13 protein-coding genes and 1 other RNA gene are annotated in these 12268 nt (G+C 65.8%); 9 read left to right on the top strand and 5 right to left on the bottom strand.

All coding sequences use genetic code 11. The annotated features are described in order from the left end of the window. Window positions 1–18: 18 nt before the first annotated feature. Both EO174_RS06645 and EO174_RS06640 read left to right on the top strand, forming a co-directional pair. Window positions 19–750 carry an SDR family oxidoreductase gene (locus EO174_RS06645; RefSeq protein WP_016904913.1) on the top strand — a complete coding sequence of 244 codons (732 nt, stop codon included), beginning with the start codon at window positions 19–21 and terminating at the stop codon, window positions 748–750. After that, on the top strand, window positions 744–2168 hold the full coding sequence (locus EO174_RS06640; RefSeq protein WP_104583345.1) for an efflux transporter outer membrane subunit: 1425 nt from the start codon (window positions 744–746) through the stop codon (window positions 2166–2168). Before EO174_RS06645 ends, EO174_RS06640 begins: the two co-directional genes overlap by 7 nt. Window positions 2169–2467: 299 nt before the next feature. Here EO174_RS06640 and EO174_RS06635 read toward each other — a convergent pair whose 3' ends face one another. After that, a complete protein-coding gene (locus EO174_RS06635; protein ID WP_104583344.1) occupies window positions 2468–3442 on the bottom strand; it encodes a GGDEF domain-containing protein in 975 nt (324 codons plus the stop codon). 94 nt (window positions 3443–3536) lie between these two features. Here EO174_RS06635 and EO174_RS06630 point away from each other — a divergent pair, with 94 nt between their 5' ends. After that, window positions 3537–3842, top strand: coding sequence for a hypothetical protein (locus EO174_RS06630; RefSeq protein WP_119132320.1), 306 nt, complete (start codon window positions 3537–3539; stop codon window positions 3840–3842). A 101-nt stretch (window positions 3843–3943) separates the two neighbouring features. Here EO174_RS06630 and EO174_RS06625 read toward each other — a convergent pair whose 3' ends face one another. Continuing rightward, a complete protein-coding gene (locus EO174_RS06625; RefSeq protein WP_119132319.1) occupies window positions 3944–5641 on the bottom strand; it encodes a diguanylate cyclase in 1698 nt (565 codons plus the stop codon). A gap of 155 nt (window positions 5642–5796) precedes the next feature. Here EO174_RS06625 and EO174_RS06620 point away from each other — a divergent pair, with 155 nt between their 5' ends. Continuing rightward, window positions 5797–6045, top strand: a complete 249-nt coding sequence (locus tag EO174_RS06620; RefSeq protein WP_115677062.1) for a hypothetical protein — start codon at window positions 5797–5799, stop codon at window positions 6043–6045. A gap of 111 nt (window positions 6046–6156) precedes the next feature. Then, complete coding sequence (locus tag EO174_RS22885) at window positions 6157–6327, top strand: hypothetical protein (RefSeq protein WP_164739080.1); 171 nt, start codon at window positions 6157–6159, stop codon at window positions 6325–6327. A gap of 332 nt (window positions 6328–6659) precedes the next feature. On the opposite strand, the gene ssrA is transcribed toward EO174_RS22885, so the two are convergent. After that, window positions 6660–7056: a transfer-messenger RNA gene (gene ssrA, locus EO174_RS06615) on the bottom strand. A 133-nt stretch (window positions 7057–7189) separates the two neighbouring features. Between ssrA and EO174_RS06610 the strand changes: the two genes are divergently transcribed. Next, window positions 7190–9646, top strand: a complete 2457-nt coding sequence (locus tag EO174_RS06610) for a S8 family peptidase (RefSeq protein WP_126943279.1) — start codon at window positions 7190–7192, stop codon at window positions 9644–9646. 159 nt (window positions 9647–9805) lie between these two features. On the opposite strand, the gene smpB is transcribed toward EO174_RS06610, so the two are convergent. After that, entirely contained in the window at window positions 9806–10309 is a 504-nt protein-coding gene (smpB, locus tag EO174_RS06605; RefSeq protein WP_039520446.1) for an SsrA-binding protein SmpB, read from the bottom strand. Between the two features lie 60 nt (window positions 10310–10369). Here smpB and EO174_RS06600 point away from each other — a divergent pair, with 60 nt between their 5' ends. Next, window positions 10370–10801, top strand: coding sequence for a type II toxin-antitoxin system RatA family toxin (locus tag EO174_RS06600; protein WP_104583340.1), 432 nt, complete (start codon window positions 10370–10372; stop codon window positions 10799–10801). Window positions 10802–10803: 2 nt separating this feature from the next. Then, window positions 10804–11079 (top strand): RnfH family protein, encoded by a 276-nt coding sequence (locus EO174_RS06595; RefSeq protein WP_119132285.1) that lies wholly within the window; start codon window positions 10804–10806, stop codon window positions 11077–11079. A 271-nt stretch (window positions 11080–11350) separates the two neighbouring features. Here EO174_RS06595 and bamE read toward each other — a convergent pair whose 3' ends face one another. Beyond that, a complete protein-coding gene (gene bamE, locus EO174_RS06590) occupies window positions 11351–11746 on the bottom strand; it encodes an outer membrane protein assembly factor BamE (protein ID WP_039528130.1) in 396 nt (131 codons plus the stop codon). A gap of 104 nt (window positions 11747–11850) precedes the next feature. Between bamE and fur the strand changes: the two genes are divergently transcribed. Next, on the top strand, window positions 11851–12261 hold the full coding sequence (fur, locus tag EO174_RS06585) for a ferric iron uptake transcriptional regulator (protein ID WP_016901564.1): 411 nt from the start codon (window positions 11851–11853) through the stop codon (window positions 12259–12261). Window positions 12262–12268 lie beyond the last annotated feature (7 nt).

Below are 12268 nucleotides of genomic sequence, written 5' to 3'. Positions count from 1 at the left end.
CAGTAGAAGGACATTGAAATGAGCAACCACAAGATCGCATTGGTCACCGGCGCCACCCGCGGCATCGGCCTGGAAACCGTCCGGCAGCTGGCCCAGGCCGGCGTGCACACGCTGCTGGCAGGCCGCAAGCGCGACGATGCCGTCGCCGCCGCACTCAAGCTGCAGGCCGAAGGCCTGCCGGTGGAAGCCATCCAGCTCGACGTCAACGACGACATCAGCATCGCCGCGGCGGTCGGCACGGTGGAACAGCGTCACGGCCACCTGGACATCCTGATCAACAACGCCGGCATCATGATCGAGGACATGCAGCGCACCCCGTCGCAGCAGAGCCTGGAGGTGTGGAAGCGGACCTTCGACACCAACCTGTTCGCGGTCGTCAGCGTCACCAAAGCGTTCCTGCCGCTGCTGCGTCGTTCGCTGGCCGGACGCATCGTCAATGTGTCCAGCATGCTCGGCTCGCTGACCCTGCATACCCAGCCCGGCTCGCCGATCTACGACTTCAAGATTCCCGCCTACGACGCCTCCAAGAGCGCGGTCAACAGCTGGACGGTGCATCTGGCCCATGAGCTGCGCGACACCGCCATCAAGGTCAACACCGTGCATCCGGGCTACGTCAAAACCGACATGAACGGCGGTGGCGGCGAGATCGAGGTAGAGCAGGGCGCGCACAGCAGCGTGCAGATGGCGCTGCTCGACGCGCACGGCGCCACCGGCAGCTTTACGCATCTGGGAGAAGTGTTGCCATGGTAAGAAACCTTCTGAGCGTGGCACTGGCCGCGCTGGTGCTCAGCGGTTGCGCGGTCGGGCCGGATTACCGGCCCGACCCGCCGGCCGCGGTGACCTTGCAGGGCGCGCAGGACGCGGCCTTCAGCGCCGAATCGCCGGTCGGCAACTGGTGGTCGCAGTTCGACGACCCGGTGCTGGAACAGTTGGTGCGCGATGCCTTGTTCGCCAACCACGATCTGCGCATCGCCGTGTCGCGCGTCAAGCAGGCGCGTGCGGTGTTCGTCGAGCGTCGCCTCGACCAGGCTCCGCACATCACCGCGCAGGGCAGTTTCGATCGCCGCGAGCAACAGCAGGTGGTCGCCGGCAACCAGCGCTTCCTCACCGAGCAGACCACCCTGGGGCTGGATGCGGCCTGGGAGCTGGATCTGTTCGGCCGTCAGCGGCGCGCCTCCGAAGCGGCGCGCGCGGATCTGGAAGCCGAGCAGGCCGGCCTGCTCGACGTGCAGGTCACCGTCGCCGCCGAAGTGGCGCGCAACTACTTCGAGTTGCGCGGCACGCAGAAGCAGCTGGAGGTTTCCAAGCGCACACTGACCAACCTGCATGACACCCAGCGGCTGACGCAGACGCGTTGGGACCTGGGCGCGGGCAGCGAGCTGGATGTGCAGAGCAGCCTGGCGCGCTTGAAGGCGATCGAGGCGGACATTCCGCTGCTGGAAACCGCCGAAGCGCAGTACCGCCATCGCCTGGCGGTGCTGCTCGGCCAGCCGCCCAATGCCCTGGATGCCACCCTGGTGGCGCGCACCACGCCGGCGTTCGCACGTGCGTTACCGCTGGGCGATACCGCCGGATTGCTGCGTCAGCGCCCGGACGTGCGCAGCGCCGAACGTCGGCTGGCGGCGGCCACCGCGCAGGTCGGCGTAGCCACGGCCGACCTGTTTCCGCGCATCAGCGTCAGCGGCTTTGTCGGCTTCCTGTCCGGCGACGCGGCCAGGCTGACCGAGGGCAGCGGCAAGGCCTGGTCGATCACCCCGTCGATCAGCTGGGCGGCATTCGACTTCGGCACCGTACGGGCACGCCTGCGTGCCAGCAAGGCGCAGGCCGACGGCGCGTTGGCGCAATACCAGCAGACGGTGTTGCTGGCGCTGGAAGACACCGAGAACGCCTTGATCGGCTACGGCCGCCAGCAGGCGCGCCTGGCGATCGTGGTGGAGCAGGCCAATGCGGCGCGGCGTGCCGAACAACTGGCGCAGATCCGCTACCGCGAGGGCTCGGAAGACTTCCTGACCCTGCTGGACGCACAACGCACCCAGTTGGCCGCCGACGATGCATTGGCGCAGGCCGAAGCAGCGGTCAATGTCGGTGTGGTCGGTGTGTACAAGGCCTTGGGCGGCTGGAAGCAGGACCAGGCGCCTGCAGCACCGGTGGCAGTGCTCGATCGCTAGGCAAGCATGCGGGGCGGCGGTCAGGTCGCCCCGCAGTCTCACTCGGAGACGTAACCGTCTGGCGCGGCTGACTCCTGATGGACCGCCGGCGGGCGAGTGCGGCCAGGGCTCGCCATCGGCGGTACCCGCCGGTTGCGTGTGACCTGACGGATGTTCGCCAGCCGTGTGAGCCACTGTCAGCTGCGCCGGCCTGCGACAAGCGGCGCCGACGCGTTGTCGGCTGTTGGCCAACGCGGTGCCGGGATCTCAGCACCGAGCCGGTGTGCCCACTGACCAGGCGCTGACACGACGGCCTGCGCTCAGTCGGCCACCCGCACGCTGTCGCGGCCACCGTTCTTGGCCAGATACAGCGCGGCATCGGCCCGCGAAAACCAGTCCTGCCAATGCGTCTCGCCATCGTGGCGCGCCGCGCCCAGCGACACAGTGATCCGGCCACCCGGGCCGCGCAGACCGTTGCGGATCACCTTGCGCAGGCGTTCAGTGGCCGCTTCCAGTTCCTGCAAGGAGCCGGCACGCAACAGCACCACGAATTCTTCGCCGCCGAAGCGGAACACCTGATGCGGCTCGCGCACTTCGAAACGCAGGATGGTGGCCAGATCCGACAGCGCGGCATCGCCTGCGGCATGTCCGTACAGATCGTTGACCTCCTTGAAATGGTCCAGATCCAGGATGATCAGGCTGTTGAGCCGTTCATGCGGCTGGCGCCGATCGATCTGGTGGGTGAGCGCACGCTCGAGCATGCGTCGGTTGGGCAGGCCGGTCAGCGCATCCAGCGAGGCCAGTTCTTCCAGATGCACGCGGTCGTCCTGCATGCGCAACGAAAACGCATAGCCCACCGCCAGCGTCACCACCGTCACCACGACCGTCGACACGCCCTGGCCGGGGCTGACGATCAGGCCGGGCAACAGCAAGAGTGCCGCCAGCAGCGGCAGGCTCAGCAGCACCGCGCGTTGCGGGCCGCACAGGAAGTAATTGGTGGCCAGTACCGGAAACAGCCAGGGCAGGGCACCATCGCCGCCGGTCCAGCAGGCCACGAGACAGCCGCCGACGTTGATGGAGGCCAGCCACACGCCACCAGCGCCAGTGCGTTCGGCATCGCGCATCCTCCAGCCCCGCCATATCGCAAACATACCGAGCGAGGCGGTGATGAGGCAGGCCAGCGCCTGACCGGTGATGGCCAGGTACACCGCATAGAGGCAAAGCAACAGCGCGGTGATCGGCCCCAGCGTCTTGACGATGCCGAGGCGGAAATCCCGCCGCAGGTGGAGGATCACAGGGAAGGTTCTATAGGAGTCGGCATCATTATCGGCGGAGCCTTGCGAAAGTTGAGCGTGCACGCGCCGCGGCAACGGGTAGGAAAATGAAGCGTTGCCGCGCCGGGCTTCGCACATCCTTGACGGCCGTGCCGCAACCGTAGCGTCTTTGTCGTCGGAGTCTGCCATGCCCACACGCGAAGAACTCGACACGCGCCTGGATGCGCTGCAGGACGAACTGCCGCAGCTGTCCGCCGATGAGGACGCGGATTTCGACTACCTCGATTTCCAGGCGCGTGCCCAGGCCCTGCTGAGCAGCGCCGCGTCCGAGGACGCAGCCTATGTGCGGACCCGTGTGGACGGCATGCTGGCGGGCGCCGGCCTGATTCCTACCGATGAGGATGGGCAGAGCTGCACGTGACTGCTGCTCTGCCCAACCGGCGAGCCGCCTGCATTGCAGCCGGCCGGGACGGCGCGAAGGTGGGGCTGCAGGCGCAGCCCCAATGCTGGTAACGGCGTGGCTTACCGTGTGGCCGGCGCGCCGGCACTGACCACCTGATTGCGTCCGGCCTGCTTGGCGCGGTACAGCGCCTCGTCCGCGCGCCGCAGCAGCTGCGCCATGTTGCCTGCATGCTCGGGAAAGCTGGCCGCGCCGAACGATGCACTGACCTTCGGCAACGAGACGCCATCGGCCATGACCTGCAGGGACTCGATGCCGGCGCGCAGCTTCTCGGCCATCCGGCAGGCGGTCGCCAGGTCCACTTCCGGCAGGATGATCGTCAGCTCTTCGCCGCCGTAGCGGCAGCAGATGTCTTCGCCGCGCGTCTGCGCCAGCAGGAATTCGCCGATCGCCGCCAGGACGCGATCACCGCCGCTGTGGCCGTGCAGGTCGTTGAACTGCTTGAAGTGGTCCACATCCAGCATCAGCACCGACAAGGGCTGTACCCGTCGCGTGCAGCGCGCCAGTTCGTGATTGAGCGCCTCTTCGAGATACCGGCGGTTATACAGTCCGGTCAACGGATCGCGAATGGACTGCTGGCGCAGCGTTTCGCGCAGACGCAGGTTGTGCAGCGCCAGCGACAATTGTTCGGCCGCTGCCTCGGCCACGGTCAACGAGGCCAGGTCGCGCGGATCCTCGCTGCGCAACGCCAGCATCCCCAGCTGCGTGCCCTGTGCCGACAACGGGATGCAGACGGTGCTCGCGTGCGCCGGAAGATTGGCGCCGACGTGCTGGCAGAGCATGCCCTGGCTGGCGTCTTGCACCACATGCGTGCGATCGCGGCGCAAGGCCCAGCAGGTGTCCGGCGCGATGCTGGCGTTGTCGTCGTCGGCCATCGTGCCCCAGGCCACCACCTGTTCGGCACGATCGCGCGAGGCGCGCAGCAGATAGACCGCACCGGCCGCGCCCGGCACCAGCGGCGCGATCGTGCGTGCGGTGATTTCCAGTGCTTCCTCGGCATCGCGGCAGTTCTGCAGCAACCCCGAGTAACGCGCCAGCGCCTCCAGTCCCGCCGACGTGCGTTCGAGTGTGGCGAACGATTCGATCAGGCGCTCGCTGGTCGTGCTGGCGGCGTCCTCGGCGCGCACGCGCCGTTCCAGTTCGCGTGACAGCAGCCGGTAGGCCAGCAACATCACCAGCAAGCCGCTGAAAATCCCGACCACCGTGACCCACAGCACCCACTGCGCACTGCGCGTGTTGGTGTCATTGCGCTTCACCAGTTGCTGGCGCTCCAGTTCCGTCATGATCTGCACCTGGCGGCGCAGCGAAGACGAAGTCTGGAACACGCCGCGTGCGATCGAGGCGCGCGCCCCATCCAGGCCCTGCTTGCGGTAGCTGTGCAACAGGTCGTCGATCTGCGTCAGGCGAATGTCCACCAGGCGTCCAAGCTCCACGACATGGCGCCGCTGTACCGGGTTGTCCTGCACCAGGGCATCCAGCCGCACGATGCGCTCGGGCAGTCGCCCGATCGCATCGGCGTACACCCCGAGAAACGCTTCGTTGTCGGTCAAGACATAGCCGCGCACCGACGACTCCGCCGACAGCATTCCGGCCTGGATCTCGTCGATGCTGGCGATCACCTCCTGCGTGTGCGTCACCCAGCCGGCGTCGGACAGCGAACGCTGCGTGGTCAAATACCCACCTATGCCGATCAGGACGAAGATCATTCCGCCGAGCAACAAGGCGCCGGCAGCGTGGCGTTTTGCTTTCTTGGTCAACACCGTGTTTCCCCGACACTGATTGTCTAGTAGAGGCCGATGCAAGTCGCGTGCCTATGCTTCACTTCGCTTGCCAGTCAGCTGCGGGACGGGCTCAAGGTCGCTCCGGCGGCGGCACGGCGATATGCTTTACGCTCGTCATCGAGCCGGGCAACAGATTGGTCATTTTTCTAGGTAGCTATCAATTGACCTGCCGCGCTGCCCGGGGCGATGGCCCGAGCCCCGGCTGGGTTGCCGACTGGCAGATCGCCCAGATCGGTGCCGGAAGCGCCGGCGACCGGGCAGGCAGCGCACTTTCTGCCACGTTTCCAGACCACCGCAGCGCCATGGCGGCCGCTCGCGTTGCCGGCATGGTGACGTTGGAGGCCATGCACGCCGAAGCGCAACGACAGCTCGAACCCGCCTGAGCGCAGGTGCTGGTGCGCATGGTCGCATCGGCCAAGCCAGCACCAGACAGGCTGGCATGCGGTTTGCTCCAGCCCTGGACAACGCTGGGGAGCGTCTTGGACGGAGGCGACATGCAAGAACCCAACAAAAGTGCCCTGGTCCTGCTGCAACAGGAAGCCACCGAACTGCTCGCGCTCTTCGACCAACTGCGTGGCGATGCGGCACCGGCACACGAGCCAGTCAACGTCGTTGCGGACGGACCTGCCGGGCGCACCGAACAGACCGCCCACGTCAGTAATTGACGCATCCTGCCGGCGTGCACCCGCGCGTGGCGCACGCGCGGCCGATGCGTGGCAAGTTCCCGGCGGGGGTAGGGGGAGGCCTGAGAGGCCCGCGCGCTGGAGGGTAGGCGCACGCCGCAGGCGTTCGACGCGTGCACCAGCACCGGCGCAATTTTCGGCCTGTCTTGTGTGCGGTCATCTCGCAAGGGCTGGCGCGGCAGCCTGTCAGCGCCAGTTGGCGGCAGGTCACGCGTTCCTCGGAGCAGGCGGTCTCGGTATCGCCCATGAAAAAGGCCGGGAGCCCTCTGCATCGAGGAGTCCCGGCCTTAGTCGGTCGTCTTAGGACCGTTGTTTGGTGGAGGTGGGCGGAATCGAACCGCCGTCCGGAAGCACTCCATCCCCAGCACTACATGCTTAGCCCTCCGTTAGATCTCATTCCCAGGCAGCACGGTTGGCAAAGCGCACCTGGAAACCAGCCTGCTTTATCTAACCGGTAGCTGACAGGCAGCCACTACCGATGGTTCCGTGATAATGACCCTACACCTACGAGCACGGGCACAAGTAGGTTCGGGGGTTCGCCTTAGGCGGCTGTAGAACTACAACTAAAGCCAATTAAGCGGCGATAGCGAAGTCCGAACCGTAGTTGTCATCGTTGGCAACTAAAAGTTTGCTGCTGGATTAACGAGGAAAGCTGCCCCCTCGGCATGCGCCAAGCGACTTCGCGACCCCCGTCGAAACCAGTGCACCCCCGGGGAAAGCATCAAAACGCTGACCTGATCAGTGTAGGGATCGGGGCGCCCTGTCACAAGTGGTGAGACGTGCGGCGCTTACAGTGGCTTCAGTCCTACCGGACGGAATGGTCTGGTACTCAAGGAGAGAAGCGATGGCGACAGGCAAGCCCCCCCGTTCGCGGCAGGCACGTAGCGTCCCCCGCAAGCGCGCACCAGGTGTCGACGCAGCCAAGCCTCGGCGCGCAGCCACGGCCCCGCAGCAGCAGGCGCAGGACACCACGCTGACGCGCGTGCAGGGCAAGGCGCGCACGGTGATCTATATCCACGGCATCGGCAACAAACCGCCGGCCGAGGTGTTGCGCTGTCAGTGGGACAAGGCGTTGTTCGGGCGGCCGATGGGCGAGCGCACGCGCCTGGCGTATTGGGTCAATCGCGAGCGCTATCCGGTTGCCGAACCCGGCAATTGCGATGCGCGCGATGTCGGCCCGGCACTCAATCAGAGCGTGCAGCGCGCCCTGAGCACGCTTGGGCTGGTGCCAGGCGAGCAGGACCTGCATCTGCTCGCCGACGCCCTGGCACAGAGCGAGCAGGAGCGCAGCGATCTGCATCGGTTGCTGGACGAGCTGGATGCCGCGCCCGCCATGCCGGCAGCCGGCGAGGTGCAGGCCAAAGGTCCGATCGATGCAATCAACCGGGTGCTGCTGCGGCTGATCTCCGCCGCACTGCTGCAGGACGTGCACGATTTGTTCTTCGTGCCCGAGCGTGCAGCGTTGATGCGCGACAGCCTGGTGCAGCGCCTGCGCTCGGGGGGCGGGCCGTTCGTGGTGGTCGCGCACAGCCAGGGGTCGATGATCGCCTTCGACGTGCTGCGTCAGCTCCAGGCTGCCGAGTGCGAGGTCAGCCTGTTCCTGACCCTGGGCTCGCCCCTTGGCCTGCCGCAGGTGCGCAGCATGTTCAAGCGCTGGACCGGCACGCGCAAGCTGCCGTTTCCTCCGTGCGTGCGGCGCTGGATCAACGTCGCCGACACGCGCGATCCGATCGCGCTGGATCCGGATCTCAGCGACGACATCGCCAATGCCAAGGGACGGTTCGAAAACCTCTCAGGCGCGCGCTTGAACCCGGACTGGCAGCACAACGCGCATTCGGGTTCGGGCTACCTGTCGATCCCGCAGGTGCGTGCGGCGGTGCGCGAGGCGGTGGGCGTCGGTTTCGATCAACCGGTGTCCAATGCCGTGCTGATCAAGGATCTCAGCGAGCAACTGGAAGCGCATGGCGCCGAGTACCGGCACGAGGTGCTCATCGAGCTGGATCGGCGGGTGTCGGGCGATGATCCGGCCGGCACGCGTGCGCTGCTGCTGGCGCAACTGCGCCAGGCCGCTGCAGGCGCCACCGGTTTGAGCGGCGAAGCGCTGGACGAGGCGATCGCGCTGGAAGATGGCCTGCAGCGGTTTGTGTCGGCACGGCTGACGCGGTTCGAGATCGAATCGCTGCAGGACCGCTACCGGGCATTGGGATTCCGGCGCATGTGGCGCGATGCCGGCAAGCGCGCGTTGATCAACGTGTCCGGCAACGTCCTGCATGCCGATGCGGCGCGTACCGCGTATCGCGCACGCGGCCAGCAGATCGGCTGGGCAGTGCTGGACACCGGTATCGCGGCCAGTCATCCGCATTTCTTCGCAAAGGGCGAGCGCGACACGGTGGTGGCGCAATGGGATTGCACGCGCCGCGGCGCAGCCAAGCGACTGACACGCGCTGACGGCGATGCCTTCGCCCGGCTGGATCGGCACGGGCACGGCACGCATATCGCCGGGATCATCGCCGGCCAGAGCCGCGCGGTGATTGCCGACGCGCAGGGCAACCCGGGCAAGCCGCTGGAGTTCGCCGGCATGGCGCCGGACACCCAGCTCTACGGTTTCAAGGTGCTGGACGATGCCGGCAACGGCCGCGATTCGTGGATGATCAAGGCAGTGCAGCAGGTGGCGGCAATCAACGAGCGCGCCGGCGAGCTGGTCATCCACGGCGTCAATCTGAGCCTTGGCGGTTATTTCGATCCGGAGAGCTATGGCTGCGGTTTTACGCCGCTGTGCAACGAGCTGCGGCGGCTATGGCGGCAAGGCGTGCTGGTGGTGGTGGCCGCCGGCAACGAGGGCCTGGCGTGGTTGATGGGCAACGACGGCGATGCATATCCGGCCAACATGGATCTGTCGATCAGCGACCCGGGAAATCTGGAAGACGCCATCGTGGTGGGCTCGGTGCACAAGAGCAGCCCGCACAACTACGGCGTGTCGTATTTTTCCTCGCGCGGACCGACCGCCGATGGTCGCGGCAAGCCGGACGTCGTGGCGCCGGGCGAAAAGATCCTGTCGGCCTATTACGACTTCGACCCGAACGACCCGGCGAGCCTGATGGTGGAGATGAGCGGCACCAGCATGGCCGCACCGCACGTCTCCGGCGTGCTGGCCGGATTCCTCTCCGCACGCCGCGAGTTCATCGGCTTCCCGGACCGGGTCAAGCAACTGATGCTGGACACCTGCACCGACCTGCAGCGCGATCGCTATGTGCAGGGCAGGGGGGTGCCGAATTTGATGCGGATGCTTGGGGCGACGTGATTTTGGGGTCGGGATTAGAAATTGGGGATTCGGGATTGGCAAAAGCATGGGCTGTAAGCGCTGCGTTGTTGCTCGCCGGGGCAGGGAACTATGCAAACGCCGGCTGCGGGCGGCTTCGCCGTTACCAATCCCTAATGCCGAATTTCCAATCCCCGCCACTCACGCGTCGCGGTTATGCCGCCGCATCACGCGCTGCTTGTCGCGCTGCCAGTCGCGGTCCTTGGCGGCGTCGCGCTTGTCGTGGTTCTGCTTGCCCTTGGCCAGTGCGATTTCCAGCTTGACCTTGTTGTTGCTCCAGTACAGCGCGGTGGGCACCAGGGTGTAGCCGTCGCGTTCGACGCTGCTCAACACCTTGTCGATCTCCCGGCGGTGCAGCAGCAGCTTGCGGTCGCGGCGTTCCACCGGCACGGTGTGGCTGGAGGCCTGGATCAGCGGGGTGATCTGCGCGCCGATCAGGAAGATCTCGCCTGAACGCACGTAAGCGTACCCGTCGATGATGTTGGCGCGACCGGCGCGGATCGCCTTGACTTCCCAGCCCTGCAGCGCCAAGCCGGCTTCGTAGCGCTCTTCCAGGTGGTATTCGTAGCGCGCACGCTTGTTCAGCGCGATGGTTTTCGTGGCCGTCGCGCCGTTTGCTTTATCCTTGGCTGGTTTCTTGCTCATGCCGCTATTGTCGCCGATTCGGCGTCATCAAACGATCTTCTGTCTTTCACAAGTTAGCGAATGCCTACCATCCGTCGCAGCGCCCTGGTCGAACACAGCGCCACCCGCATGTTCGACCTGGTCAATGATGTTGCCGCCTATCCGCGCCGTTTCGGCTGGTGCGATGCTGCGCAGGTGCTTGAACAGGACCAGGCGCACATCGTGGCGCGGCTGGATCTGGGGCTGGGATCGTTCCGCACCTGGTTCACCACCGAAAACATGCTCGAGCGCCCCGAGCGCATCGTCATGCATCTGCGCGACGGGCCGTTCAAGCGGCTGGAAGGCCTGTGGGAATTCCAGTCGCTGGGCGAGAACGCCTGCAAGGTCAGCCTGACCCTGGAAGTGGAAACCAGCTCGCGGCTGTTGGGTCCGGCGCTGGCGCTGGGCTTTCAAGGCCTGGCCGACCGCATGGTCAACGATTTCGTGCGGGTCGCCGATCGCGGCGACACCTGAGCATGCGCGTCGACGTCGTGCTGGCCTGGCCGGACCGCTACAGTTCGGTGTCGCTGGACCTGGCCGAGGGCGCCACCGTGGCCGAGGCGATTGCCGCGTCCGGTCTGGCGCCGAACCGACCACCAGCGGCGCAGGCGATCCATGGGCTGATTGCGCGAGCGGATCAAGTGCTGCGCGACGGCGATCGGGTCGAACTGCTCAGGCCGCTGCTGCTGGATCCGAAGGACGCGCGGCGTCGCCGTGCCGGACCGAGCAAAAAAGCCGGTCCCAGCAAGTAGCGGCTTGCCAGTGCCGCGGTGCGTGTGCGCGTGATAGCGAACTGTTCCGGTGGCAGGTCAGCGGCGTGAACGCACCCGGTGGCCTGGACCGGCGCAGGGTGATGCAAAACATCTGACTGAAAGCCCCAGCTATCGGCAGCTGGCTCAGCACCGTCGTCCGCGAGCAACCACGTCGTTTCGACCAGGCAAATAAAAAACGCATCCGTTCAAAAGGATGCGTTTTCTGATTTGACAAACACTCGGGCGACCGCAAGACCGCCGAGCAGGCGCATCAACGGCCGCGCTGCTTCTTCTTGTCGCGGGCCAGATTGCGGCCGAACTGCTTGGGCGCCGACTTGGCCAGCTGCTCGTCCTGCGACGGGAAATAATCGCCTTCCCAGCGCACGACCTGCTCGTTTTCGAAGAACACGGTGAAGTTCTTGATCTCGGTACGCGCCAGACGGTCCACGCGCTGGGTGGAGGTGTAGTCCCAGCGCTGCGAATGGAACGGGTCGGGAATCGAGGGGGTACCCAGCAACGCGCTGACCTGCTGCTTGCTCTGGCCTACCTGCAGTTGCTCCACGGCATTCTGTTTGATCAGATTGCCCTGGTAGATCGGCTGCTTGTAGATGATGCCGCAGCCAGCGGTGGAAAGAGCAACGGCGGCGACCAGCAGGAGATTACGCATCGGGGATTAAGTGCTGAGGAAATCACGCCGATGATACACTCCCGCCGGTCGCCGCGACCCGTTTGATGGCAGCTGGCGCTAAATCGCCAATGAACGGAGAACATATGGAAACCCACGACCTGCGCAAAGTCGGGCTCAAGGTGACCCATCCGCGGATGCGGATCCTGGAATTGCTCGAGCAGAAGAGCAACCAGCACCACCTCAGCGCAGAAGACATCTATCGGCAGCTGCTCGATCATGGCGACGAAATCGGTCTGGCCACGGTGTATCGGGTGCTGACCCAGTTCGAGGCTGCCGGCCTGGTGCTGAAGCACAATTTCGAAGGCGGCCAGGCGGTCTATGAGCTGGATCGCGGCGGCCATCACGACCATATGGTGGACGTGGACACCGGCCACGTGATCGAGTTCGAGAGCGAAGAGATCGAGGCCTTGCAGCGCCAGATCGCCGCCCAGCATGGCTACGAGCTGGAAGAGCACTCGCTGGTGCTGTACGTGCGCAAGAAGCGCCCGCGCTGACGGAAAG

Source organism: Xanthomonas sp. BRIP62418, from assembly GCF_003993495.1.
GTDB classification, from domain to species: domain Bacteria; phylum Pseudomonadota; class Gammaproteobacteria; order Xanthomonadales; family Xanthomonadaceae; genus Xanthomonas; species Xanthomonas euroxanthea.
The sequence above is the reverse complement of the archived record's forward strand: the minus strand, read 5'-3'. Positions and strand labels throughout refer to the sequence as shown.

Bases quoted from the DNA above. Each gene is read 5' to 3' on its own strand.
- EO174_RS06600 (WP_104583340.1), top strand. From the start codon at position 10,370: ATGCCTACCATCCGTCGCAGCGCCCTGGTCGAACACAGCGCCACCCGC.
- bamE (WP_039528130.1), bottom strand. From the start codon at position 11,746: ATGCGTAATCTCCTGCTGGTCGCCGCCGTTGCTCTTTCCACCGCTGGC.
- EO174_RS06640 (WP_104583345.1), top strand. From the start codon at position 744: ATGGTAAGAAACCTTCTGAGCGTGGCACTGGCCGCGCTGGTGCTCAGC.
- EO174_RS22885 (WP_164739080.1), top strand. From the start codon at position 6,157: ATGCAAGAACCCAACAAAAGTGCCCTGGTCCTGCTGCAACAGGAAGCC.
- EO174_RS06595 (WP_119132285.1), top strand. From the start codon at position 10,804: ATGCGCGTCGACGTCGTGCTGGCCTGGCCGGACCGCTACAGTTCGGTG.
- fur (WP_016901564.1), top strand. From the start codon at position 11,851: ATGGAAACCCACGACCTGCGCAAAGTCGGGCTCAAGGTGACCCATCCG.
- EO174_RS06645 (WP_016904913.1), top strand. From the start codon at position 19: ATGAGCAACCACAAGATCGCATTGGTCACCGGCGCCACCCGCGGCATC.
- EO174_RS06610 (WP_126943279.1), top strand. From the start codon at position 7,190: ATGGCGACAGGCAAGCCCCCCCGTTCGCGGCAGGCACGTAGCGTCCCC.
- smpB (WP_039520446.1), bottom strand. From the start codon at position 10,309: ATGAGCAAGAAACCAGCCAAGGATAAAGCAAACGGCGCGACGGCCACG.